Source organism: Streptomyces sp. YJ-C3 (assembly GCF_053891275.1).
Window position 1 is genome coordinate 377,353 of the sequence record NZ_CM132685.1, and the last position, 24,090, is coordinate 401,442.

Here is a 24,090-nt window from a genome sequence, read left to right on the forward strand (position 1 = left end):
CGGTGAGTACCGCTGAGCGCGAATACCGCGCCCTGTGCGACAGCGGCGGTGTCCACCTCTGGCAGGGCGCCACGCACGCCCCGCCGTCCGCGGCCGAGCTGCGACTGCTCTCCGCGGCCGAGCGCGAGGTGATGCGCCGCAGGTCACGCCTCGACGGCCTGCGCTACGCGGGCGCCCACATCGCCGTACGCCGGGTTCTCGCCCGGTATCTGGGGGTGGCGCCCGCGGGCATCCGGTTCGGCACGACGCCCTGCCCGTGGTGCGCGGACCCGCGGCACGGCAGGCCGGTCGTCCGAGCGCCGGACACGGAACTGGAGTTCAACCTGTCCCACGCGGGCCCGCACTGGGCCCTCGCGGTGACCTGCGCGGGGCAGGTCGGGGTCGACGTGGAGGACGGCCGGTCGGGCAGCCCGGCCGGCGCCGCGTCGCTCGTCCTGTCCCCGTCCGAACTCGACCATCTGGACAGCCTGCCGGACGACGGGGCCCGCGAGGCCGCCTTCCTGCGGTGCTGGACCCGCAAGGAGGCGGTTGTGAAGGCGATCGGCGTCGGTATCACCGGGGACCTCAAGTCCCTCGAGGTCCATCCCGAGGACCCGGGCCCGCTCGTCGTCTCCTGCGCGGACGGCGCCGGCGGCGACTGGCTCGTCCAGGACGTGCCGAGCCGCGCGGACCTGTTCGTGGCGCTCGCCAGGCCCGCCGCCAGTACGGGCCCCGTCGTCCTGCGCGCCCAGGGCACCCCGCTCTCCCACTCCGTCCTCGAACCCTTCGCCTCCTCCAGGAGCTGATGACCCACCATGACCGCCACCACCCAGGCGAGCTCGCCGTCGACCGCCGCAACAGCCCGGGGCATCGACCTGCCGGGCCACCTGCCCAAGGTCTTCCTCGCGCCGGACCCCGACGCCGAGATCGGCGCGTACATCGCACAGCACCGGGCGGGCATCCGCGCCGCCCTCACCGAACGCGGCGCGGTCCTGCTGCGCGGCTTCGCCGTCGACGGCGTCGACGGCTTCAACGGCTCGGTGCACGCCCTGTCGGGCACACCGCCGCTCACGTACGCGGAACGCTCCTCGCCGCGCAGCACCATCAAGGGGCAGGTGTACACCTCGACCGACTACCCGGCGGACGAGGAGATCTTCCTGCACAACGAGAGCTCGTACCAGTCGGTCTGGCCGCAGACCCTGTACTTCTTCTGCATCGAGCCCGCCCACACGCTCGGCGCCACCCCGCTCGCCGACATCCGCGCGGTCCACGCGGCCATCGACCCCGAGGTGCGCGAGGAGTTCACCCGGCGCCGCTGGCGCGTGGTGCGCAACTTCCACGAGGACTTCGGCGTTCCGTGGCAGCAGGCGTTCAACACCGACGACAAGGAGCGGGTCGCCGCGTACTGCGCGAGCAAGGGCATCGACGTGGAATGGACCGCGGGCGGGCTGCGCACCACGGCGGTGCGCGACGCGGTGCACCGCCACCCGGTGACGGGGGAGACGGTGTGGTTCAACCACATCACGTTCTTCCACGTCAGCACGGTCGCCCCCGATGTGCGCGACGGCCTCCTGGAGATCTTCGCGCCCGAGGACCTGCCCACCAACTCCTACTACGGCGACGGGGCGCCGATCCCGGACGACGTCGTCGCCCATCTGCGCCAGTGCTACCGGGACGCCAGCACCCGCTTCGACTGGGAGCGGCACGACGTCCTGGTCGTCGACAACATGCTGGCCGCGCACGCCCGTGAGCCGTTCACCGGGCCGCGGAAGATCGCGGTCGCGATGGCGGAGCCGTCCGACGGCTGACGCCGCGGGCCGGCCCCGAAACGGATCCGCCGCCGTACCGGACAGGTACGGCGGCGGACTCATGCGCGCTCCGGGGGATTCAGGCGCGCATGACCGTGCTTGCCGCGGCGCACGAACTGTCGCGTGCGGCAGGCAGGTTGAGGGCGGCGGACGCCTTGCGGGGGCGCGGCCGCCGGGTGTGGTAGACGAAGGCCGGCGGCACGTTGCCCCACACCGTGCGCCCCGGCACCACCTCTTCGAAGGACGAGCCGAGCATCCGCCGGAACCGCCGGGCGGAGGCCAGGCGCGTCGCGTGCACATAGCCGAACGTCGTGAACGCCCCCTGCGGAGCCAGGGCCTGCCGCACCGAGTCGAGCGTCGTCCGCTGCACCGGCCGGGGCAGGGTGGCCCAGGGCAGACCGCTGATGACGACGTCCGCCGGGCCGAGCCCGCACTCCTCGAGCAGCCGGGGCAGCGCGGACGCCTCGGCGTTCAGGACCCGCACCCGCGGATAGCGTGCGGCGAGCGACGCGGCGAGCCGGGGATTGATCTCCACGGCCAGATGGTGGCCGCGGCCGCCCAGGAGCTCCTGGATGACCGCCGTGAACGCGCCGGTGCCGGGCCCGAGTTCGACGACCACCGGGTCGCCGGACTCGGGCACGGGAACCGCCACCTCGGTGGCGAGCCGGCGCGAGCTGGGGGCCACGGCGCCGACCTGAAGGGGAGAGCGCAGGAATTCTCTGAACATCGACCCGGCCGCACCGGTCTCACTCGTCAACGTTTACTGCCTCTCGGGCTCGTAGGGATCGGTACGTGTCCACGACGGCTTCTTCGGCGCGGTCCGCCGGCTACTCCCGCATGCCCGCCAGCTCCACCGGCCGGGTCCGCAGCGCGAACGACGCGGGCAGGGCCGCCGCGAGGACCGCGAGGACCGCGCTGGCACCGATCACCGCGCCCACCGTCGGCCAGGGCACGACGACCCCGGACCACACGTCGAGCAGCCCGAGGGCGCCCCAGACACCGAGCAGGTTCACCGCCGAGACCGCCGCGCCGAGCACCGCGCCGACCACGACGACCATCACCGACTCCACCGCGACCAGCCGCAGCACCTGGGCCTTCGTCGCGCCGGTCAGGCGCAGCGCCGCGAGATCGCGGACCCGGTCGGTGGTCGCCATCACCAGCGTGTTGGCGAGGGCGATGCCCGTGTAGACCAGGGCGATGGCCAGGATCATCAGCAGGCCGAGCCGGGTGGACTCGCTGGAGCGCGGGTAGTGCGCGTCCACCCACCGGCCCGCGGTGCGCACCTCGACGCCGCTCGCCTCGCCGGCCGCGCGCAGCCGCTGGGCGACGGCCGCCCGGTCGGCGTCGCCGGTGACCTTGATGTCGACGCGGTCGATGCCGGCGGCCGACGCGTTGTGGTCGGTGAGATAGACGCCGTTGCTGCCGGTGCCGACCGCGAGGACGGCGGCGATCCGCAGGCTCACCTTGCGGCCGTCGCCCAGCCAGACGGGGACCTGTTGGCCGACGCGGGTGGTCAGCCACTCCTCGTTGACGACGATGCTGTGATCGTCCAGATCGCTCAACCTGCCCGCCACCACGGGCAGTTCCGAGACAGCCGCCAGGTCCTCGGGGTCGGCGACCGCGCGGGCCTCCGAGCGGACCAGGGCGGTGCCCTCCTCCAGGACGGTCACCCCGGTCGAGCGGGACGTGCTGACCGTGACACCCGGCACGGCGCGGGCCGCCCGGACGAACCGGTCGGGCAGCGCCCGGCCCGCGTCGCCCGCCGACGCCACGAAGTCGGCCCGGGTCTGGGTACGGGCCTCGGCGGCCTTGGCCTCGTTGATCGTGGCCGTCGTGCCCATCAGGGAGCAGGCCAGCGCCACGGTGATGATGACCGGCGCGGCCACGGCCGCCGTCCGGCGCACCCCGGCCGCCGCGTTCTCCCGCGCCAGCATGCCCACGGCGCCCGGCAGCCGGGCGGGCAGCCAGGTGAGCAGCCGGGTCAGCGGACGCACCAGGACCGGCGCGAACAGCGCGAACGCCACGATGAGGAGCATCGGCTGCGTGATGTACGTCTTGCGCTTCAGCACGTCGCCCGGGTTCTCCACCAGCGCCATGACCAGCAGCCCGAGGCCGGTGAGCAGCACGGCCGCGGCCACCAGACGGCGGCTCCACGGCATGGTGCCGCTGTCGACGGCGGACTCCCGCAGCGCCGCCGTGGGGCCGGTACGGCCGGCCCGGAAGGACGCCACGACCACCCCGCACAGGGCCACGAACAGCCCGGTCCAGAAGGCGACATGGAGCGGCCAGGTCTGCTCCCCGATCCGGAACCAGGCCGGAGCGATGCCCTGCCCCGACATCCACGCGGCGAGCCGCGGCGCGCCCCACCGGCCGAGCAGGCAGCCCGCACCCGACGCGAGCACCCCGATCACCAGGGCCTCCGCGTACACCATGCGCCGCACCTGACCGGGCGTCGCGCCCGCCATCCGCAGCAGGCCGAACTCGCGCCTGCGCTGCGCCACCGCGAAGGTGAACGTCGAGGCCACGACGAACACCGAGACGAACGCGGTGATGCCGGCCGCGGTGCCGAGCAGCGCGTTCACCGAGACCAGGGCCTCCTTGTCACGGTCCGGGTCCGGGTCCGCGCGGCGCCGGTCGTCGCCGGTCAGCACGGACATGCCCGAGCCGGGGCCGACGGCCGCACGGACCGCGGCCGGATCGGCGTCCACCGTGACGCGGTCGATCCGCGGCGAGACGCGGGCGGCCTCGGCGGCGGTGAAGAACACCGCCGACTCGAATCCGGCGCCCGGCACCGTGCCGACCACCGTGCGGGTGCCGGTGCCCGCGGGCGTGCCCACCTCGATCCGGTCGCCGGTACGCACCTGCGCGCCGGGCCCGGTCGTGACGACGACCTCGCCGGGCGCTGAGGGGGCGCGTCCGGAGGAGAGCCGGTAGGGCGTGGCGGCGGCGATCGTCCACGGGTGGCCCACGGGCGCGCCCGCGTCCTCGCCGAGGCGCGCACCGCCGGACACCGAGACCGGGAACGTACGGTCCTCGGCGGTGGCGCCCACCGCGGCGAGGCGCTCCGCCAGCTTCTCCGGGACGGCCCGCGGGTCGGTCAGCGTCGACGCACGGACACCGATCGGTGTGTCGACCTTCAGCTGGTCCGAGGCCTGCACCACCACCTTCGCCTCGGCGAACCGCTCGGTGCCGCGCTCCGGCGCGTCGAACGTCGCCGCGAGCGCCAGACCCGTGGTGGCGATGAGCCCCACGCCGAGCGCGAGCGCCAGGAACGAGCCGACGAAGGTGACCCAGCGGGTGCGCATGCCGCGCAGCGCGAGACTCAGCACGACGCCACCGCCGCGGCCTTCGACGGGACGGCGGCGCTCAGGGCCGTCATCCGTCCGGCGACCTGCTCCGCCGACGGCGCGTACAGCTCGTCGCGGACCCGGCCGTCGGCGAGGAACAGCACCCGGTCCGCGTAGGACGCGGCGACCGGATCGTGCGTCACCATGATCACCGTCTGGCCGCGGTCGACCATGGCGCGCAGCAGCGTCAGGACCTCCCGGCTCGTGGTGGAGTCCAGGGCGCCGGTCGGCTCGTCACCGAACAGCACCTCGGGCCGGGTGACCAGGGCGCGGGCCAGCGCCACCCGCTGCTGCTGACCGCCCGACATCTCGCTGGGCCGGTGTCCGGCCCGCTCGCGCAGCCCCACCTGCTCCAGGACCTCGAGGACCTCGGCCCGCCTCGGGCGGCGGCCCGCGAGCCGCAGCGGCAGCCCGACGTTCTGCTCCGCGGTCAGCGCGGGCAGCAGGTTGAAGGCCTGGAAGACGAAGCCGATGCGCTGCCGGCGCAGCAGGGTCAGCTTCTTCTCGCTCAGCCGGGTCAGATCGGTCTCGTCGAGGAACACCTGCCCCCCGGTCGGCCGGTCCAGCCCCGCCGTGCACTGCAACAGGGTCGACTTGCCGGAGCCCGACGGCCCCATGACGGCGGTGAAGGTGCCCCGGGGAATGTCGAGGCTGACCTGGTCGAGGGCGGTGACCGCGTTCTCACCGGTCCCGTAGGACCGGGTCACCGTGCGGAGCCGGACGGCTGCTTGATTCATGGTGTCCACTCAATCGGGCCCGCCCGACGGTCACATCGGAGCGGGACGGAGTCTTCGGGGTGGAGGTAGCTCCACCCTCCTGTGCACGATGGCTGCACCCGGCACGAAAAGTGCAGGCCGTCGGGGTGCAGGAACCTGCAGCGGCAGCGTCCTGCCCGCGCGCGCCCCGCCATCGGGCCCGGAACCGGCGGATCATGACGGGGACGGGGCCCGAGCGGGGCCGTGCCACGACAGCGTGAGGGTGGGTTCGCATGGGCGTCGCAGGTGCCGGGATCAGGAGCCGGTGGTTCCGCCGCTATCCGACCGCGGACGGGGCGGTCCGGCTGCGGCTGATCGGCTTCCCGCACGCGGGCGGCACGGCGACCCTGTTCCACGGCTGGGCGGCGCGCCTGCCGCGCGGCGTCGAACTGCTCGCCACCCAGTACCCCGGCCGCCAGGAACGGCTCGCCGAACCGTGCGCCGAGAACATGGCGGAGCTCGCCGACCGGATCACCGACGCGCTCCAGCCCGAACTCGGCGTTCCCCTCGCCCTGTTCGGGCACAGCCTCGGCTCCGCCGTCGCCTACGAAGTGGCACGCCGGCTCGACGAGCGGCACGGCGTCGTCCCGGAGCTGGTCATCGTCTCCGGACGCGGCGCACCCCACACCGAACGCGGTGGCACGCTCCATCTCCTCGACGACGACCGCCTCGTCGCCTCCGCCCGCGGCCTCGGCGACCTGGGCTCGGCCGTCTACGACGACCCCGACCTGCGCCCGCTCCTGCTGCCCTCGCTGCGCGGCGACTTCCGCCTCATCGAGTCCTACCGGCCCACCGACCCGGCGCCGCTGCGCGCACCGCTCACGGCGGTCGGCGGCGTGAGCGACCCCGGCTGTTCCCTGGCCGACCTGCTGTCCTGGCAGCCGCTCACCACGTCCACGTACGAGCACCAGGTCTTTCCCGGCGACCACTTCTACCTCGTGCCGCGCGAGGCCGAACTCCTCACGTACCTCAACGGGCGGTGGTGAGTTCGGCGGCGGCCTGGGCGTTTCTCGTCTTCCGGTACGAGAGCAGCATCGGCAGGGAGCTGGTGAGCAGCAGCGCCGCGGACGCCCCGGCGAGTACACCGGAGCCGCCCCACTTCTGCCAGGAACCGCCCGCGATCAGCCCGACCGCCACACAACTGGGCGCCCACAGCAGGCTGCCGAGCAGGGACAGGCCCAGATAGCGGGCCCACGGGACGCCGGCGGCGCCGCACATCACGGGCACCAGGGTGCGCAGCGCCGCGTTGAACCGGCCGAGCAGCACCGCCCGCGCGCTGTACGTGCCCACGGTGTGCAGCGCCGTGCGGTAGCTGCGCGAACCGGTCACCCGGGCCGGCAGGTTCGCGGCGAGCCGTGGCCCCCAGCGCCGCCCCACCAGATGACCGACCACATTGCCCGCGAGCGCGCCGAGCACCGCCATCGCGATCGCCGCGGGCACCGGAAGACTGCCGTGGTGCGCGAGCACGCCGCTCGCCATCAGCGCGGTCTGTGAAGGGAGCAGCATGCCGAGCAGCGGCAGCGCGGGCTCCGCCATGGGAAGCAGGAAGACGATCAGCAGCGTCAGCCACGCGGGCACAGCCGCCAACTGTTCCTGGATCCAGGCCATTTCGGTCCCCTCGCCGAGCCACGGCCCCGCCGGGCGGGGCCGGACGCACCCGGTGCGTCCGGTCTCAAGAAGACCGCGCGCCGGCCGTCCGGCACATCGCAGCTGGGATCACTCCTGGCGGGCAGCCAGGGCCCACCCCGATGGTGGACCTAGCTGGGTGGTCCGGCCCCGGAAGGTCTCATAACGTGCGGCCCATGCCTTCCCCGACGATCTGGACCCGGCTGCATCTGCGCCGCTACGTGCTCAGCGGCTGGCCCTGGCGCGCGGCGCTGTATCTGCTCAGCAGCGTGCCGCTGGGCGCCGCGACCCTGCTCACCCTGGTGCTGCTCGCCGTGGCGGGCGGCGTGCTGACCGTGGTCGTCGTCGGACTTCCGCTGCTGCTCGTGCTCGTCCTCACCGGTGTGCCGCTCGCCTCGCTGGAGCGCCGACGGCTGCGCCTGATCGACACCGAGCCGATCGCCGACCCGCACCGCGACCCCGGCCGCACCGGTCTCACCGCATGGCTGCGCACCCGGCTGCAGGAGCGCAGCACCTGGCGCGAGCTGGGCTACGCGGTGCTCTTCGGCTTCCTGCTGTGGCCCCTCGAAGCACTCGTCGTGGGCTCCGTGCTCACCGTGTGCGGCGGGCTGCTCGCGACGCCGGTGATGCTCGCGTTCGACGGCGAGGAGGCGCGGGTCCTCAAGATGTGGATCGTGGACAGCTGGCCGGGGGCGCTCGGCGCGGCCCTGGCCGGGGCGCTGCTGCTGCCCGTGTTCGCCTACCCGCTGGGCGCGATCGCCGCGGGCCGGGCCGCCCTCACCCGCTTCCTGCTGTCCTCGCCCACCGGTGAACTGAACACCCGCATCAAGGAGTTGGGACGTTCGCGGATCCGCCTCGTGGACGCGTTCGAGGCCGAGCGGCGCCGGATCGAGCGCGACTTGCACGACGGCGCGCAGCAGCGGCTCGTCGCCCTGTCCATGACGCTGGGCCTCGCCCGGCTCGACGCGCCGGACGGGCCGCTGGGCGGCCTGCTCGCCACGGCGCAGGACGAGGCGGCCACCGCCCTCGTCGAGATCAGGGAACTCATCCGCGGCATCCACCCCCAGGTCCTCACCGACCGCGGTCTCGTGGCGGCCGTCGAGGATCTCGCGGACCGCTCGGCGGTCCCCGTCGACGTCGACTTCGACCTGCCCGGGCGCCCCCCGGAAGCCATCGAGACAGCCGTCTACTTCGCGGTCAGCGAGGCCCTCGCCAACGTCGCCAAGCACAGCGGCGCGAGCCGCGCCCAGGTGCGCGGCCGGCTGACGAAGGGGCAGCTGGTCGTGGAGGTCGAGGACGACGGCCACGGCGGCGCGGACACCGCGCAGGGCACGGGACTGCTGGGTGTCGCCGATCGTGTCTCGGTCCTCGACGGGCGGCTGCTAGTGTCCAGTCCGCCCGGCGGCCCCACCGTGTTCCGCCTTCAAGTCCCCTGCTCAAACCCCTGATTGAGGAACTGATGCTGCGCATCGTGCTGGCCGAGGACAGCGTGCTGCTGCGCGAGGGCCTGGTCGGCCTCATGGAGCGCTTCGGCCACCAGGTGGTCGCCGCCGTCGGCACCGCGGACGAGCTCACCGAGGCCGTCACCGCACACCGGCCCGACATCGTGGTGACCGATGTGCGGATGCCGCCCGGCTTCTCCGACGAGGGCCTGCGCGCCGCCATCGCGCTGCGCCGGGCCCGGCCGGGGCTGCCCGTCCTGGTGCTCAGTCAGTACGTGCAGCGCACGTACGCCGAGGACCTGCTGGACTCCTGCGACGGCACCGGCGTCGGCTATCTCCTCAAGGAACGCATCGGCCACGTCGAGGAGTTCATCGACGGGGTGCACCGGGTCGCCGAGGGCGGCACCGTCGTCGACCCCGAGGTGGTGCGGCAGCTGATCAGACACCGCCGCGACCCGATGTCCCGGCTGACCGCACGGGAACAGGAGGTGCTCGCGCTGATGGCGGAGGGCAAGTCCAACGCGTCGATCGCCGCGGCCATGGTCGTGAGCGAGGGCACCGTCAGCAAGCACTTCGGCTCCATCCTCACCAAGCTCGACCTGTCGCTCGACGACACGACCAACCGCCGGGTGCTCGCGGTCCTCGCGTATCTGCGGGGCTGACATGTCCTTCCCGGACCGGCCCTAGGCCGTCAGCCACCCGCGCTGCGCCGCCAGCGCGCCCAGCTGGAAGCGGCTGCGGGCACCGAGCTTGGCCATCAGTTCGGCGGTGATCCGCCGGCTCGTGCGCACGGAGACGCCGAGCTTCCGGGCGATCACCTCGTCGGTGAGCCCGCCGGCCAGCAGCCCGAGCACGGCGCCCTCCTCGTCGCTCAGCTCCCGCGCCCGGCCCGGCGCCCGCTCCTGGCCGAAGCGTGACGCCTGGCTCCACACCTGCTCGAACAACGCGCGCAGCGCGGCCACCGGACCGGGACTGGACAGCAGGAACGCCCCCCGGTCGGGCTGGTCCGGGTCGAGCGGCACCAGGGCCTTGTTCCGGTCCCAGATCAGCATCCTGAGCGGCAGGTGCGGCGCCGTCCTGACCTGACCGCCCTGCTCGCTCAGCCACTGGGCGTACTCGGTGGTCGGGCGGTCGTTGCGGATGCTGTGCGCGTAGACGCACCGCACGTGCACGGACCGCTCCAGGAGCATCCGGTCGAGGGGCCGTGCCGCGTGCAGCCGGTCGGCGGGCTGGGCGCCGCCGGGCAGCAGCGCCTGTGCCTCCTCGCGGCACTCCTGGCTCACCTTCTCGATGCAGGCCTGGATCGCGTCCGGGCCACTGGCGAGCTGCACCGAGTCGATTTCCCCCGTGACGGCGCCCCGCCGATATTCCGAAATGAGTTTTTCGGCGGCCAGTTTGCTTTCGGAGAGCGACAGCTGGAGCTTGAGCAATTCCCTTTCCTGGGACTGGACGAGCGATCTGAGACCGAGTTCCGGATCCACCGCGCGGGTGCCGTCCCGATGTTCCTGCGAGGTCTGCACGAGGGCGAGCCCGGCGAGCTCGTCGAGCGCTCCCGCCGCCCTGTCGAGCGGCCATCCGAGCTGCTCGGCCATCTGCTGCGGGCTCGCCCCAGGCCGCTTCAGCAGAGCACGGTAGGCGCGTTCCGCATCCACCCCGACGCCAATCTCCTTGAGCACGCTCTTCCCCCTCCTGCTCGACATCGGAGCAGACCCTAGCCGGAGGGTATGTCGGCTCATTTTCTCCGGCCGCGGGCGCGAGAAATCGAGGAGAAATTGGCGCAACAATTTGCTGGGGTACGGTTTGGCCCAGCTGAAGAGATCAGCTACGGAGGGGGTTTCAGAACATGCAGAAGAAGACGGGTCTCGTCGTTTCGGTGCTCGGTGCGGTCGCGGTGAACATCGCGCTCCTCGGAGGTACGGCCGGTGCCGACGACCTGCCCTGGACGGGTCCCGCCCCGGAGGCCGGCGTCGCGGGTGTGACGTCCTTCGTGAGCGACACGGTGACCACCCTGGGCGAGGGAGACGACGACAACGACCTGCCCTGGACCAAGTAGTCCGGGATCACCGGGTGGCCAGGAGCTGTTCCAGGGGGACCGGCCGCCCGTCGGCGACGCCGCCGGCCACGTCGATGAGCCGGGCGGCGCGCTCCTGCCACGAGGGCGCGGCCAGCAGGGTGAAGGCCTGATGGGCCCGCCGTAGCCGGTCCACCGCCGCGGCGTCGCCCCGCAGGGCTTCGGAGCAGGCCCGGTCGGTCTCGATCCGGGCCTGCAGGAACCGGTCCCCGACGCTCTCGGCGGCGGTGAACGCCTCGCCGAGGGTGGCGTCGGCCGCGCCGAACTGCCCCTGCCGCCACTGGGCCTCGCCCAGGGCGCGCAGGGCGTACGCCTCCCCGAGCCGGTCGCCCTGCGCACGGGTGAGCTCGATGACCTCGTGGCAGGTCGCGACCACATCGCGCAGATCGCCGATGCGCAGATACGCCTCGGCGAGCCGGTAGATGTTCTGCGCCCGGCTGCGCATCGACCCGGCCTCGGCGCCGGCCGTGATGGCCTCCCGGGTCAGCGCGATCCCGATCTCGTTGTTGCCGCGCTCCAGCTCGATCTGCGCCAGCAGGCCCAGCGCGTGGGAGCCGCTGACCAGGTCGTCGGTCTGCCGGAACCGGTCGAGCGCGGCACGGCAGCGCTCGGCCGCGCCGTCGAGGTCGCCCCGGAACCGGGCACACAGGGCGAGGTTGCGCAGCACGACGGCCCGCTCGTGCGGGTCGTCGGCCTGGTCGAGCAGCTCCATCGCCGAGGTCAGCAGGTCTTCCGCGTCCTGGTAGCGGCGCTGGTAGATGGCGAGCGAGCCGAGCGAGCGCAGCATGACCGTGGCGCCGAAGGCGTCGTCGGCGAGCCGGGCGCACTCCAGGGCGCTCTGCGCGGCCTGCTGCCAGTCCTCCAGGTAGTTGCGCATCTCGAAGAGCGGCACGGTGCGTGCGGTCAGCTCCCAGGCGTGGCCGGCGTCGCCGCGCCGCGTCGCCGCGTCCACCATGCCGAGGATGGCGTCGCGTTCCGACTCGAACCACTCCAGGGGGTCGGCGAGCAGCTCCGCCACCGCGTCCGCCGGCAGCTCGCGGGCGAGTAGCCCCCGATGGCCCGGCAGATGGCCCGCCCCGTACAGCTGCTGGTGTGCGTTGTCGGCGAGCGTGAGCAGAGTCCCGTAGGTGCGCTCCAGGGCGTCCGCGCGCGCGTCGTCGGGATCCTCCTCGTGCGAGCGCTCCCAGGCGAAGAGCCGCAGCAGTTCGTGGAAGCGGAACCGGGCGGGCAGGTCCGCGCGGGTCATGGAGACCTCCAACAGCTGTGCGTCCACGAGCTGTTCGAGCAGGTCCTCGGCCTCCGTCAGGTCCGCGTCCAGGACGGCGGCGCCCGCCCAGGAGGCGAAGCCCGCGACCGGGAGCAGCGCGAGCCGCCGGAAGAGCCGGGCCGCCTCGGGCGACAACTCCCGGTAGCTGAGCCAGAATCCGGCGCGGACGCCGCCCTCGGGGGAACTCAGCACGTCGAGCCGCCCCGCCCGGTCCTCCAGCCGCGTGGCGAGCCGGCGCAGCGACCGGTAGGGCCGCGGGGTGAGGCGGCCCGCGGCGATGCGCAGGGCCAGCGGCAGATGTCCGCACAGCTCCGCGAGCCGCGCCGCGGCGTCCGGCTCCGCGGCGACCCGTTCGCGGCCGATCACGGTGGCGAGCATCCGGTCGGCCTCGTCCGTCGTCATCACGTTCAGGTGGATCTGAACGGCTCCGTAGTCGCTGACCAGTTCGTCCAGCGGGTCTCGGCTGGTGATGAGCACCAGGCACTGGCCGCGCCCCGGCAGCAGCGGCTGGATCTGCGTGAACGAGCGCACGTCGTCCAGGATGATGAGCAGCTTCCTGTCGTTCAGCAGGGAGCGGTACAGGGCGGCGCGCTCCTGGAGCCCGGCGGGGATCTGCGCGCTGGACACGCCGAGCCCGCGCAGCGCCTGGTCGAGGACGGACATGGACGACAGCGGCCGGTTCGACTCGTGGTAACCGTGTACGTCGATGAAGAGCTGCCCGTCGGGAAAGCGGTCGGCGATCCGGTTGGCCCAGTGCACGGTCAGCGCGCTCTTGCCGATGCCGCTCACCCCGGTGACGACGGCCACGGCGAGCGAGGACCCGTCGGAACTGCGGTGCAACAGCGTGTCGAGCGCCTCGATCTCCGGTTCGCGTCCGGTGAACGTGGACAGCGCGAGCGGCAGTTGGGCCGGCGCACCGGGTCCGGTGCCGGGCTCGGGCTGCGGCGCGGCGGCGGGTGCCGGGACGGCGACGGGGGCGGGCGCGGGAACGGGCTCGGGGACCGGCGCGGGTTCAGGGGCGGCGGCCCGGGCCGGTCGCGGATGTTCGGCGAACCCCTCGGGGCCGTCGCCGCCCTGCAGGATCCGGCGGTGCATCTCCTGGAGTACGGGCCCCGGTTCGATGCCCAGTTCGTCCACCAGGGCCCGTCGGCCCTCGCGGTAGACCTGCAGTGCCTCGGCGCGCCGCCCGGCCATGTGATGGGCCTGCATGAGGTGGGCCCGGGCCTGCTCGCGCAGCGGGTGCTCCTTCACCAGGGCCGCGAGCTGCGGACCGACCTTCTGGTGGTGGCCGAGGCCCAGTTGGAGGGCCGCGTACTCCTCGCTCACATCGAGGCGGAACTCGGCCAGCTGACCGGAGATGTCATCGATGTGCGTGCCGGCGAGTCCGTCGAGCGCGGGTCCCCGCCACAGGGCGAGAGCGTGCTCGAACAACGCGGTCGCCTCCGCGGCCTGTTCACTGTGTGCCGCCACCATTCGGGCCCGCGCCACCGACTGGTTCAGATCCTTCAGGTCGATATAGCAGTGCGCGGAGTGGAGTATGTAGCCGGGGTGGCTGGTTTCGATCAAAGCGTCCGGCGCGGACGCCTCTCGGAAGATTCTTCGCAGAGACGTAATACAGATAGCGATTTGGTTGCGCGCGGTGGCGGGCGGATCCCCCTGCCACACCGCCTCCGTGAGGCTGTCCACCGAGACGACCCGGTCGCAGGAGAGCAGCAAGGTGGCCAGAACCGCACGCTGACGTGCGCTGCTGATCCGGATCGGACGGCCGGCGGCGGCCGCCTCAAGTGGTCCGAGCAGCTTGAAGGACACCACGTCGCTCACAGCGAATTCACTTCCCCGTCGGCCGTGCGACGCCTTCCCACCCCGTTGTCCCCAACCCGGCCGGTTCACCTCGTTGTCTGCGGCTGAGGCGACTTTCCAGATTGTGAAAATGAAAGCATCGCACCCCCAATGATCATCAAGTCGGATGCAAAGTCAACCGTGTATCGAACAGTGGTGACGGGATGCCGCTGCCGCGAAGTCGCACGATTGACAATTCGATTATTGCGCACCTGTGAAACATTCTGCCGGGGTCGGCGCGTCTATCAGGTGTAGGTGAGGCGAAGGGGAGGACGCCGGGGATGAGACGGTCGCTTGAGAGCGGGTTCCGTGAGTTCGCCGAGGCGCGCACGGGTCAGCTGTTCCGGTCCGCGTGCCTGCTGACCAGCGGTGACACCCATCTGGCCGAGGACATGGTGCAGGAGACGCTGGGGCGGATGTACGTCGTGTGGGGCCGCTCCACCGTGCGGCTCGGCAATCCGGCGGCGTACGCGCAGACCGTGCTCGTGCGGGCGTACCTCGGGCACCAGCGCCGCCGCTCGGCGGCCGAACGGCCCTCGGACGACCTTCCGGAGCCGGTGGCGTCCGGGCCGGGTGATCCGTCCCTGCGGCTGACGCTCCTCGACGCGCTGCGCCAACTGCCCCCGAAGGACCGGGCGGTCGTCGTGCTGCGCTACTGGGAGGACCGGTCGATCGAGGAGACCGCCGACGTGCTGCACCTCAGCTCGGCCGCCGTACGCACCCGCAGCACCCGGGCCCTGGCCCGGCTGCGCGAGCAGCTCGGCGGCACCGTGGGCGAATTCGCCGCCCACTGACCATACGTACAAGCAGAGGGGAGTGGTCGGGGTGTCCGGAGCGGACGACGGCCGGGACGGTTTCGAGGACGTTCTCTCGGGGGCGCTGCGGCGCACCGGGGAGGGATTCGCCGCCGACGGGCGGACGCTGGTCGACGGCGGCGTGCTGCGCGGCCGTCGCCGGCTGCGGCGCCGGCGGACCGGCGCGGTGACCGGGAGTGTGGCGGCGCTGGCCGTCGTGGGGCTCGGGGCGTCGTACGCCGCCGGGGCCTTCGACGCCGTCGCGCAGAGCGGAGTCGCGGCGCGGCCGTCCGCCGCGTCGTCGGCCGCCGCGCCGGACGCGAAGAAGAAGGGGGCGCACGGCGACGGCCCGCAGTTGAGCGCGGACAAGGTGGTCGCGATCCTCGAAGGGCTGCTGCCCGAGGGGAAGGTGAGCGGCCGGGACGGGCGGGGGACCGCCGACCGGTCCGGGCCGCTCGCGCACCTCGTGTACGACGACGGGCACGGCAAGGGCGCCATCGGGGTCAGCGTCGGCGTGGCCGACCCGGACGGGGGTGCCGTGCAGCAGCAACTGGAGTGCCCCGACAAGCGGTTCGTGGCGCACGACTCGTGCACGAACGAGACGCTGTCCGACGGCTCGCGGCTGCTGCTGATGCGCGGCTACGAGTACCCGGACAAGCGGGTCGACACCAAGCTGTGGCGTGCCTACCTCGTGACTCCGCAGGGGTACACCGTCGACGCCGGCGAGTGGAACGCGGCCGCCGAGAAGGACGCCCCGGTGTCCCGGTCCGAACCGCCCTTGAGCATCGGGCAGTTGAAGACCCTGGTCACGTCCTCGAAGTGGCGGCCCGTGATGCGCGCGCTCGGCGAGGCGCCGTCCGAGCCGCTCGAGCAGCCGCCCGCGCAGGGCACCGACAAGGCGGCGATGCTGAAGAAGCTCAAGGCGCTGCTGCCGCACCGGGTGCGGGTCACCGCCGAGGGCGGGCAGGGGGACGGCTACGCGTACGTGGTCGTCGACGACGGCAAGGGCGAGACGCTCGTCCAGATCAATGTGCAGTCCGGCATGGACGATGTGCGGGGCGACCTGTTCGGGTCCGACGCCGAGACGCTGCCCGACGGCACGCAGGTGGCGACGCACCAGGGGGCCGGCGACGACAAGGGCGGTACGGGGATCGTGATGTGGACCGCCGACGCGATGGACACGGACGGGTTCCGGGTCGTGGTCTCCGCGTTCAACTCCGGTTCGCAGTCCACCGCCGCGACCCGGCCCGAACCGGCGCTGACCATGGCCGAGTTGAAGCGGCTCGTCCTGTCGGAGGCATGGCACCAGCAGTAGTCGCCCCGCGGTTCCCGCTCACGGCGTCAGGTCACTTGGCGTCGGCGTAGCACTCCACCACCGCCACCGTGAACGGGAACCGCACCGGCGTCTGCCCGAACGTCAGCCGCCCCGCCAGCTCCGAGGCCCGGCGGATCGCCTCGGTCACCCGGGACGCCTCCGCCTCGGGGCAGTGCACGATCACCTCGTCGTGCTGGAAGAACACCAGCTCCGCCGCGAGCCCGGCGAGCTCCTGCCGCAGCGCGGCCAGCAACAGCAGGGCCCAGTCGGCGGCGCTGCCCTGCACCACGAAGTTGCGGGTGAAGCGGCCCCGGGCGCGTGAGTTCGACGACGCGTAGCCGTACGCCGGCTCGGCGCCGGAGGACGCCTGTCCGGGATCGTCCTGCGGGAGACCGGCCTCCTCGGCGTCGGCCGCGCCCACGGCCGGCGGGCACGTGCGCCCCAGCCAGGTGCGCACCAGGCGGCCCTCCTCACCGGCGCGGGCCGCCTCGTCGACGTAGGCGACCGCTGTCGGGAAGCGGCGGCGCAGCAGCGCGAGGTTCTTCAGGCCGTCGCCGGACGTCTGCCCGTATATGGCGCCGAGGACCGCGATCTTGGCCTGGCCGCGGTCGCCGGAGAAGGCGCGGTCCGAGACCGACTGGTACAGGTCGCCGTCCTGGCCGGCGACCTCCATGAACGCCGGGTCGCGGGAGATCGCGGCCAGCACCCGCGGCTCCATCTGCGCCGCGTCGGCGACGACCAGACGCCAGCCCGGATCGGCGACGACCGCGCGGCGGATGACCTTCGGGATCTGCAGGGCCCCGCCGCCGTTCGTCGTCCAGCGGCCCGAGACCGTGCCGCCCGGCAGGTACTCGGGTCTGAACCGGCCCTCCCGCACCCAGTCCTGCAGCCACGACCAGCCGTGCGCGGTGTAGATCCGGTACAGCTTCTTGTACTCGATCAGCGGCCGTACCGCGGGGTGGTCGAGGGACTCGATCTCCCAGCGCCGGGTGGATGTGATCTTGAAACCCGCCTGCGCGAACGCCTTCACCACGTCCGCGGGCAGCTCGGGGCGCACGCGCCGGCCGAACGCCGCGGACACCTCGTCCGCCAGCTCCGCGAGGCGGCGCGGCTCGCCACCGCCCGCGTACCGCTCACCGAGCAGCTCGTGGAGCAGGGCCCGGTGCACATCGGCCCGCCACGGCAGCCCGGCCGCGTGCATCTCGGCGGCCACCAGCATGCCCGCGGACTCCGACGCGGTGAGCAGCCGCATCCGGTCCGGCAGGCCCGTCGCCGCGTGTCTGCGCTGCTGGTCCGCGTACACCTCGACGAGATTGTCCAGCGGTACGTCCACGGGCGGGCGCGGCTCGAACAGGGACGACTGGGAGCCGGGCTCGGCGACCCGGGCCGGCGGATCGGGCGGCACCGGCGCGTTCCGCAGCCGGGCCAGGGCTGCCGCGGCGGAGCGGGGTTCGCCGTGCCGGCCCTCGTGGGCCAGCAGCAGATTCTCGGCGGCCTCGATGTCGTAGCACCGCTCGACCCGCACTCCGGCGGCGAGCAGCCGCGGGTACACCGCATGCGTGTCCCGCCACACCCACCGGGCCACGCCGGTCCGGCTCCGCACGCTCTCGACCAGGTCGGGCTCACGGGTGACCGGCCCGGCGGGCAGCCCGTCCGGGCCCAGCGGCACCAGGTCGGCGCCGCCGTGCTCGGTGAGGGCGAGGGCCCAGCGTTCGGTCACACGGCCGAGTGTCACATCCGGCACTGACATTTCCTTGTGGCCAACATTCCGGCCAAGTCGGCGGTGTCGCCGCGTGCGGGCCCGCGCCGCTGTTTCACTCGGCGGGACACGTACGAGACGGCACTCGACACGTACGAGACCGCACGCGTCACGGACGAGACCGCCCGCGTCACGTACGAGACGGCAACGGAAGAGGACGGGAACCACCTTGCGCATCAGCCGCCGCGCCCTGCTGACCACCGGCACCGCCCTGGGGGTGACCACCCTGCTGGCACCCGGGACCGCCCGCGCCGCCGACGGGACCGGCCGCCGCCTGGCCGCCCTGGAACGCGAGCACGGCGCCCGCCTGGGCGTGTTCGCGCGGAACCTGCGCACCGGAGCCGTGGTCACCCACCGCGCCGACGAGCGCTTCCCCCTCTGCTCCACCTTCAAGACGCTCGCCGTCGCCGCGGTGCTGCGCGACCTCGACCACGACGGCACGTTCCTTGCCCGCCGCGTCCACTACACGCAGGCCGACATCGACCGGGCCGGCGGCGCCCCCGTCACCGGCCGCCCCGAGAACCTCGCGCACGGCATGACCGTCGCCGAACTGTGCGGCGCGGCCGTCTCCTACAGCGACAACACCGCCGCCAACCTCCTCCTGCGCGACCTCGGCGGCCCCACCGCCGTCACCCGCTTCGCCCGCTCGGCCGGGGACCGGGTGACCCGGCTCGACCGCTGGGAGCCCGAGCTGAACTCGGCCGAGCCGGGACGGACCACGGACACCACCACACCGCGCGCCATCGGGACCACGTACGCCCGGCTCGTCCTCGGCCGGGCCCTGGACCCCGCCGACCGGGACCGGCTGACGGACTGGCTGCTCGCCAACACCACCAGCGGCAAGCGGTTCCGCGCCGGACTGCCCGACGACTGGGTCCTCGCCGACAAGACCGGCACGGGTGAGTACGGCACGGCGAACGACGTCGGCATCGCCTGGGACCCGTCCGGCGCGCCCGTCGTCCTGTCCGTGCTCACCACCAAGCCCGCGCAGGACGCCACGCCCGACGATCAACTGGTGGCGAGGGCAGCCGAGTTGATCGCCTCGGTGTAGGCCTCGGCCGCCGGGCGCGGGGCCCGGCCGAGCAGCTCGCGGAGCGTGCCGCGGTCCGCCGCCGCGATGCCCGAACCGTCCAGGAAGCCCGCCGCGATCGCCGAGTACGTCCCGACGAGCATCGGCACCTGGAACGGGAGCGCGCCGGACGCCGCGATCCGCTCCCGCGCCCCGGCCAGCGTGCCCGGCGCGTACGCGGCGCCCGCGGCCCGCGCCAGCTCGGCGCCGCCCAGCGGGGTCTCGCCCACCAGCTCGTGGACGCGGGACGCGTGCCGCGCCGGGTCCAGGGCCACCCGCACCGCCGCCTCCGCCAGATCGTCCCGGGCCACCGCGGCGAGCCGCCCCGCGCCGAGCGGCGCCGTGATCACGCCGTCCGGGCCCGGCGCGGCGAGGAAGGCGAGCAGTTCGGCGTAGAGCCCGTTGCGCAGGACCGTCCAGGCGGGCAGGGACGACTCCCGCAGCCGGCGCTCCGTCCAGCGGTGGGCCAGGGCGTACGGGAGGTGGTCGCCGTCGCCCGACAGGCTCGTGTAGACGACGTGCCGCACGCCGGCCCGCTCGGCCGCCGTGACCGCCGCCCCGTGCCGCGCGACGACCTCGTCGTCCTCGCCGTAGCCCGCCGAGATCAGGAGCAGCGTGTCCACTCCGGCGAAGCCCTCCGTGAGCGTGCCGGGCGCGTCGAAGTCGATGCGGCGCCGCCCGGTCCCGGCCCCCGGCTCGCGGGTGCCGAGCAGGACGCCGGGGCGGCCCGCGAGCCGCCCCGCGATCAGTGTGCCCAGCTCGCCGGAAGCGCCTGTGACCAGCAGCATGGAAGGTCCCCCTCATGAGATGCGTTGTGTGTGCTGAGACCATCGTCGGGGCGTGGGAGCAGGCCCGTAAGGAGGCACTTTGATGTCAGTGGGGCACACCGGGGTAACCACTCCCGAGCCGGTCGTCACCTGCGACGACCACGACGACTGCGGGATCCGCGACGTCCTGGACCGGCTCGGCGACAAGTGGTCCGTGCTGGTCGTCGTCGAACTCGCCGCGGGCGTAAGGCGGTTCCGCGAGCTGCAGCGCGCGGTGACCGGCATCTCGCAGCGCATGCTGACCCTGACCGTGCGCCGCCTGGAGCGGGACGGGCTGGTGACGCGCACGGTGCACCCGACGATCCCGCCGCAGGTCGAGTACGAGCTGACCGGGCTGGGCCACAGCCTCACCCACCTCATCAAGGGCCTCGCCGACTGGTCCCGGGAACACAAGCCAGACATCGCCGCCGCCCGCGCCGCCTGGGACGCACATGAGCACTAGCACCGTCGAGCGGGCCTTCGCCGCCGCGCTGTACGCCGCCGACCACGACCTGGACACCGGCGCGTCCCTGCTCGCGGCCGACCCGTCCGCCGACGCCGAACTCGCCCGGCGCGGCGCTGAGTTCGTGCGCCGCGCGTGGGAGCGCGGCTGGCAGCCCGCCGACGTGGTCCGGATGGTCGTGCGCGAACTGTCCGCGGGGCACGCGGGGCTCGCCGCCCGGCTGATCCGCGCGGAGACCGGGCGGTACGCGACGCTGCCGCCGCGCTGGCCGGCCCAGCTCGCCGAACTCCCCGAAGGCGAGCCCCGCCAGGACCGCTTCTCGTACGCCACGACCGTCCTGGAGCTGTACCGGCTGCTGCTGCGGCTGCCCGCGATCGAACCGGCCGGCCCGGTGCCGGGGGAGTCCGTGACGGTGCCCGTCGCGGGCGAGCCGCGCGCCCTGGCCCGGATCCGCGCGCTGCTCGCGAAGGCGGAGGCCACCGGCTATCCGCCGGAGGCCGAGGCGCTGTCCGCCAAGGCCCAGGAGCTGATGGCCCGGCACTCGGTCGACGAGGCGCTGCTCGCGGCCCGTACGCACGCGAAGGACGCGCCCGCCGCGTGCCGGATCGGCGTCGACGCCCCCTACGAGACGGCCAAGGCCGTGCTCCTGGACGCGGTGGCCGGCGCGAACCGCTGCCGTGCCGTGTGGAACAGCGCGTTCGGCTTCTCGACGGTCGTCGGCTTCGAGCCGGACCTGGAGGCGGTCGAGGTCCTCCACACGTCCCTGCTGGTGCAGGCCTTCGCGGCGATGACCCGGGCCGAGGCGGAGCAGCGGGCCGCGGGCCGCAAGCGCACGAAGACGTTCCGCCAGTCGTTCCTGGCCGCGTACGCCCACCGGATCGGCGACCGGCTGGCGGCGGTCGCCGATCAAGTGGCCGGCGAGCAAGGTGAGTTGCTGCCGGTCCTGGCCGCGCGCGATGTCGCTGTCGCGGGGCGGGCGCAGGAGATGTTCCCGGAGACGGTGACGACTCGGATGAGAGGGGTCACCGATGCGGCGGGGTGGGACCAGGGGGTGGCGGCGGCGGAGCGGGCCCGTGTCGGGGAGCCGTGAGCCGATCCACCCGCGAGGGATAGGCTGTTCGTTGCTCAGCGAACAGTCGATGAGGAGGCCGACATGACGACGCGGGTGACACAGGCGACGAGTCACCGCCCGGCGCCGGTGCACACCGACCCGGCCGACGTGCCCCTGGAGGCCGCGCTGCTCGCGCTCGCCGACCCGGTCCGCCGCACGCTCGTACGCGAACTGGCGGGCGCCGCCGACTGGGAGCGCGCGTGCGGCACCTTCGACGTGCCGGTCACCAAAGCGACGCTGAGCAGGCACTTCTCCGTGCTGCGCGAGTCGGGCCTGCTGGAGCAGCGGGACGCGGGGCCCAAGCGGTTCAACCGGCTGCGGCGCGCCGAGTTCGAGGAGCGGTTTCCCGGTCTGCTGGACCTGGTCCTCCGGGGCGACACGGAAGACTGACCGTATTGACGGGGAATGACCGTATTCTTACGGAGTGAGCTGGTTCCGGGCGCTGAAGGACACCACCCGCTCGGGCCTGACCGTCGAGCGGAAACGCCTGGAACCCCTGATCGCCCTGCGCGGCGCCGCCGGGCTCGCGATCGTCGTCGCCGTCAGCCTCACGCTGTTCGGGCCCGCGGTGGCGGCCGGCTCGGCGTTCGGCGCGTTCCAGGCGGCGATCGCCACGTTCCAGCGCAGCTGGCGGCCCCGCCCGGAACTGGCGCTGGCCTCCGGCGCGAGCCTCGGCATCTCCACCTTCCTCGGCTACCTCACCGGCTCCCACCTGGTGCTCTTCCTGCCGCTCCTCGCGGTCTGGACGTTCCTGGCGGGCCTGTCCTGGGCCGCGGGCCCGACCATCGGCATCATCGCCTCGTCGAACGTCGCGATGATGCTGGTCACCATCACCCTGCCGACGACGATCGGCGAGGCGGCCGGACACGCGGCGATGATGGTCTTCGGCGGCCTGGTCCAGGCGACCCTGGTGATCCTCTTCCCCGTACGCCGCTGGGGAGCGCACCGCGACGCCCTCGCCGACGCGCTCGCCGCCGAGGCCGACTACGCCCGCCGCCTGCGCCACGACCCGGTCGCCGAGTTCGACCCGGCCCCGCTCATGCTGGCCCGCAACGCGGCCGCGCTCACCCCGCGCCAGGCCCGCACCCGCCCCGCCCAGCTGCACGGCACCCGCGGCCTCGCCGAGCGCATCCGGCCGGTCCTCGCCTCGCTCGCCGACCCGGCGGTCGGCGTCCCCGCCGAGGGCCCCGAGCGCGACCGGGTCCGTGAGCTGCTGGCCGCCGCCGGTTCCATCCTGGACGCGGCGGCCCGCGCCATCCGCCACGGCACCCCGGTCGACCTCCCCTCGGGCGCGATCGCGGCCTTCCGCACCCCGGACACCGGGGCGATCCTCTCGGGCCCGGCGCAACGCGCCGCGACCCGGCTGGGCTCACTCCTGCGGGACGTGGTGGAGACGGCGGGCGGGGTCCCGGAGCGGGAGCCGGCGCCCTGGAAGCGGGTGACCATCGGCGCCGGACTGCGGGACCGGCTCTCCCCGTCCCGGCGGGTCCCGGACCGGCCGGCGCCCCCGGACCGGCCCGCCCGGCCGCTGAGCCGCCCCACCCTGCTCCAGCTGGTCCCCGTCGCCGTACGGGCCATCCGGCGGGAGGCCCGGCCCGGTTCACCGATCCTGCGGCACGCCACCCGCGTGTCCACGGTCGCCGTCGCCGGCTACCTCATCGGCAACGCCCTCCCCTTCGGCCACGGCTACTGGGCCCCCATGTCGGCCGTCATGGTCATGCGCCCCGACTTCTCGCAGACGTACTCCCGCGCGGTCGCCCGCTTCGGCGGCACCCTCGTCGGCGTCGCCCTGGCCACCGCCGTCGTCCAGCTCGCCCACCCCGGCACGGGGCTGTCCGCCACCCTGGCCGTCCTGTGCGCGGGCCTGATGTACCTGCTCATGCGCACCGGCCAGCTCGCGGCCCAGGCCTGCGTCGCCGCGTACGTCGTCTTCCTGCTCGGCATGGGCGGCCAGACCTGGGACCAGACCGTCCCCGAGCGCGTCGTGCTCACCCTCGTCGGCGGCCTCCTCGCGATGCTGGCGTACGCCCTCTACCCGGCCTGGGAGACCCCCCGGCTGCGCACCCGCCTCGCCGACTGGCTCGTCGCGCTCGGCGCGTACGCGGCCGTCGTCGTCGACCACTACGCCCACCCGGCCGGCAAGGCCTGCCCGGACGTCCGCGAGGCGCTGCTCAGGGCCCGGGACGCGCACATCGCCTGGCAGGACGCCGCGGCCCGGGCCAGGACCGAACCCGTACGCCACCGGGGCCTGTCCAACGCCGCCGCCGACGACGCCGCGCACGCCCTGCACCACCTGGGCCGCGTCGCGATGCTGATGGAGGCGCACCTCCCGGAGCGCGACGCCACCCCCGTCCCGGCCGCGGCCGCCCTCGCCGACGCGCTGCGCGCCGCGACCCGCGACGGCGCCCGGGCCATCCGTGAACGCCGCGTCCCCGGCTGGAAACCGGTCCGCGAGGCCCTCGACGCCTGGGACGGCGAGGGCGTCCCGGACCGCGTCGTCCGGCGCGGCGCGGGCATGCTCGTGGAGACCCTGGAGGAACTCTCCGACGCCCTCGACACCGTCGCACCGCCGATGACGCTGAAGCCCGCGGAGAAACCGGACGGGCCACAGCACCCCTAGCGCGTGCGCAGAGCCGTCC

The 24,090-nt window shown here is 73.7% G+C and carries 21 protein-coding genes; 13 read left to right on the forward strand and 8 right to left on the reverse strand.

The genetic code is table 11. The annotated features are described in order from the left end of the window. The first annotated feature begins 2 nt into the window (after positions 1-2). Both ACVHNB_RS01660 and ACVHNB_RS01665 read left to right on the forward strand, forming a co-directional pair. Positions 3-785 carry a 4'-phosphopantetheinyl transferase family protein gene (locus ACVHNB_RS01660; protein ID WP_428953247.1) on the forward strand — a complete coding sequence of 261 codons (783 nt, stop codon included), beginning with the start codon at positions 3-5 and terminating at the stop codon, positions 783-785. A gap of 9 nt (positions 786-794) precedes the next feature. Continuing rightward, the gene (locus ACVHNB_RS01665; protein ID WP_456227261.1) at positions 795-1,787 is read left to right on the forward strand and encodes a TauD/TfdA family dioxygenase; all 993 of its coding nucleotides are present in this window, start codon (positions 795-797) and stop codon (positions 1,785-1,787) included. A 79-nt stretch (positions 1,788-1,866) separates the two neighbouring features. Here ACVHNB_RS01665 and ACVHNB_RS01670 read toward each other — a convergent pair whose 3' ends face one another. The 3 genes from ACVHNB_RS01670 to ACVHNB_RS01680 all read right to left on the reverse strand — a co-directional run bounded on the left by ACVHNB_RS01670 (position 1,867) and on the right by ACVHNB_RS01680 (position 5,871). Continuing rightward, complete coding sequence (locus tag ACVHNB_RS01670; protein ID WP_428953245.1) at positions 1,867-2,514, reverse strand: class I SAM-dependent methyltransferase; 648 nt, start codon at positions 2,512-2,514, stop codon at positions 1,867-1,869. 100 nt (positions 2,515-2,614) lie between these two features. Continuing rightward, positions 2,615-5,116 carry an FtsX-like permease family protein gene (locus ACVHNB_RS01675; RefSeq protein ID WP_456227262.1) on the reverse strand — a complete coding sequence of 834 codons (2,502 nt, stop codon included), beginning with the start codon at positions 5,114-5,116 and terminating at the stop codon, positions 2,615-2,617. Then, on the reverse strand, positions 5,110-5,871 hold the full coding sequence (locus ACVHNB_RS01680; protein WP_456227263.1) for an ABC transporter ATP-binding protein: 762 nt from the start codon (positions 5,869-5,871) through the stop codon (positions 5,110-5,112). Before ACVHNB_RS01680 ends, ACVHNB_RS01675 begins: the two co-directional genes overlap by 7 nt. 251 nt (positions 5,872-6,122) lie before the next feature. Here ACVHNB_RS01680 and ACVHNB_RS01685 point away from each other — a divergent pair, with 251 nt between their 5' ends. Further along, on the forward strand, positions 6,123-6,875 hold the full coding sequence (locus ACVHNB_RS01685) for a thioesterase II family protein (protein ID WP_456227264.1): 753 nt from the start codon (positions 6,123-6,125) through the stop codon (positions 6,873-6,875). On the opposite strand, the gene ACVHNB_RS01690 is transcribed toward ACVHNB_RS01685, so the two are convergent. Further along, the gene (locus ACVHNB_RS01690) at positions 6,859-7,497 is read right to left on the reverse strand and encodes a DedA family protein (protein ID WP_428953241.1); all 639 of its coding nucleotides are present in this window, start codon (positions 7,495-7,497) and stop codon (positions 6,859-6,861) included. The two genes, ACVHNB_RS01685 and ACVHNB_RS01690, sit on opposite strands and share 17 nt — an antisense overlap. Positions 7,498-7,691: 194 nt before the next feature. Here ACVHNB_RS01690 and ACVHNB_RS01695 point away from each other — a divergent pair, with 194 nt between their 5' ends. Beyond that, entirely contained in the window at positions 7,692-8,963 is a 1,272-nt protein-coding gene (locus ACVHNB_RS01695) for a sensor histidine kinase (RefSeq protein WP_456227265.1), read from the forward strand. Between the two features lie 11 nt (positions 8,964-8,974). After that, positions 8,975-9,619, forward strand: a complete 645-nt coding sequence (locus tag ACVHNB_RS01700) for a response regulator transcription factor (RefSeq protein WP_428953239.1) — start codon at positions 8,975-8,977, stop codon at positions 9,617-9,619. Between the two features lie 21 nt (positions 9,620-9,640). Here the strand turns inward: ACVHNB_RS01700 and ACVHNB_RS01705 are convergent, their stop codons facing one another. Then, positions 9,641-10,633, reverse strand: coding sequence for a LuxR C-terminal-related transcriptional regulator (locus tag ACVHNB_RS01705; protein WP_428953238.1), 993 nt, complete (start codon positions 10,631-10,633; stop codon positions 9,641-9,643). A gap of 167 nt (positions 10,634-10,800) precedes the next feature. Between ACVHNB_RS01705 and ACVHNB_RS01710 the strand changes: the two genes are divergently transcribed. After that, a complete protein-coding gene (locus ACVHNB_RS01710) occupies positions 10,801-11,010 on the forward strand; it encodes a hypothetical protein (protein ID WP_428953237.1) in 210 nt (69 codons plus the stop codon). A gap of 7 nt (positions 11,011-11,017) precedes the next feature. Here the strand turns inward: ACVHNB_RS01710 and ACVHNB_RS01715 are convergent, their stop codons facing one another. Then, positions 11,018-14,116 carry an AfsR/SARP family transcriptional regulator gene (locus ACVHNB_RS01715; protein WP_456227266.1) on the reverse strand — a complete coding sequence of 1,033 codons (3,099 nt, stop codon included), beginning with the start codon at positions 14,114-14,116 and terminating at the stop codon, positions 11,018-11,020. 299 nt (positions 14,117-14,415) lie between these two features. Between ACVHNB_RS01715 and ACVHNB_RS01720 the strand changes: the two genes are divergently transcribed. Both ACVHNB_RS01720 and ACVHNB_RS01725 read left to right on the forward strand, forming a co-directional pair. Then, positions 14,416-14,928 (forward strand): SigE family RNA polymerase sigma factor, encoded by a 513-nt coding sequence (locus ACVHNB_RS01720; protein WP_428953235.1) that lies wholly within the window; start codon positions 14,416-14,418, stop codon positions 14,926-14,928. 31 nt (positions 14,929-14,959) lie between these two features. Next, positions 14,960-16,243 (forward strand): hypothetical protein, encoded by a 1,284-nt coding sequence (locus tag ACVHNB_RS01725; protein ID WP_456227267.1) that lies wholly within the window; start codon positions 14,960-14,962, stop codon positions 16,241-16,243. Positions 16,244-16,274: 31 nt separating this feature from the next. On the opposite strand, the gene ACVHNB_RS01730 is transcribed toward ACVHNB_RS01725, so the two are convergent. Beyond that, complete coding sequence (locus ACVHNB_RS01730; protein ID WP_456227268.1) at positions 16,275-17,963, reverse strand: bifunctional 3'-5' exonuclease/DNA polymerase; 1,689 nt, start codon at positions 17,961-17,963, stop codon at positions 16,275-16,277. Positions 17,964-18,171: 208 nt separating this feature from the next. On the opposite strand from ACVHNB_RS01730, the gene bla reads away from it, so the two are divergent. Next, positions 18,172-19,053: a class A beta-lactamase gene (bla, locus tag ACVHNB_RS01735; RefSeq protein WP_428953232.1), complete on the forward strand. Its 882-nt coding sequence runs from the start codon at positions 18,172-18,174 to the stop codon at positions 19,051-19,053. Here bla and ACVHNB_RS01740 read toward each other — a convergent pair. Beyond that, positions 19,011-19,859, reverse strand: a complete 849-nt coding sequence (locus ACVHNB_RS01740) for an NAD(P)H-binding protein (protein ID WP_456227269.1) — start codon at positions 19,857-19,859, stop codon at positions 19,011-19,013. The genes bla and ACVHNB_RS01740 overlap by 43 nt on opposite strands. A gap of 82 nt (positions 19,860-19,941) precedes the next feature. On the opposite strand from ACVHNB_RS01740, the gene ACVHNB_RS01745 reads away from it, so the two are divergent. From ACVHNB_RS01745 to ACVHNB_RS01760, 4 genes are all read left to right on the forward strand, one after another. After that, the gene (locus tag ACVHNB_RS01745) at positions 19,942-20,340 is read left to right on the forward strand and encodes a winged helix-turn-helix transcriptional regulator (RefSeq protein WP_428953230.1); all 399 of its coding nucleotides are present in this window, start codon (positions 19,942-19,944) and stop codon (positions 20,338-20,340) included. Next, on the forward strand, positions 20,330-21,430 hold the full coding sequence (locus ACVHNB_RS01750) for a DUF2786 domain-containing protein (RefSeq protein WP_456227270.1): 1,101 nt from the start codon (positions 20,330-20,332) through the stop codon (positions 21,428-21,430). Before ACVHNB_RS01745 ends, ACVHNB_RS01750 begins: the two co-directional genes overlap by 11 nt. A 63-nt stretch (positions 21,431-21,493) precedes the next feature. Next, entirely contained in the window at positions 21,494-21,841 is a 348-nt protein-coding gene (locus ACVHNB_RS01755) for an ArsR/SmtB family transcription factor (RefSeq protein WP_428953228.1), read from the forward strand. A gap of 34 nt (positions 21,842-21,875) precedes the next feature. Next, positions 21,876-24,071 (forward strand): FUSC family protein, encoded by a 2,196-nt coding sequence (locus ACVHNB_RS01760; RefSeq protein ID WP_456227271.1) that lies wholly within the window; start codon positions 21,876-21,878, stop codon positions 24,069-24,071. Positions 24,072-24,090 lie beyond the last annotated feature (19 nt).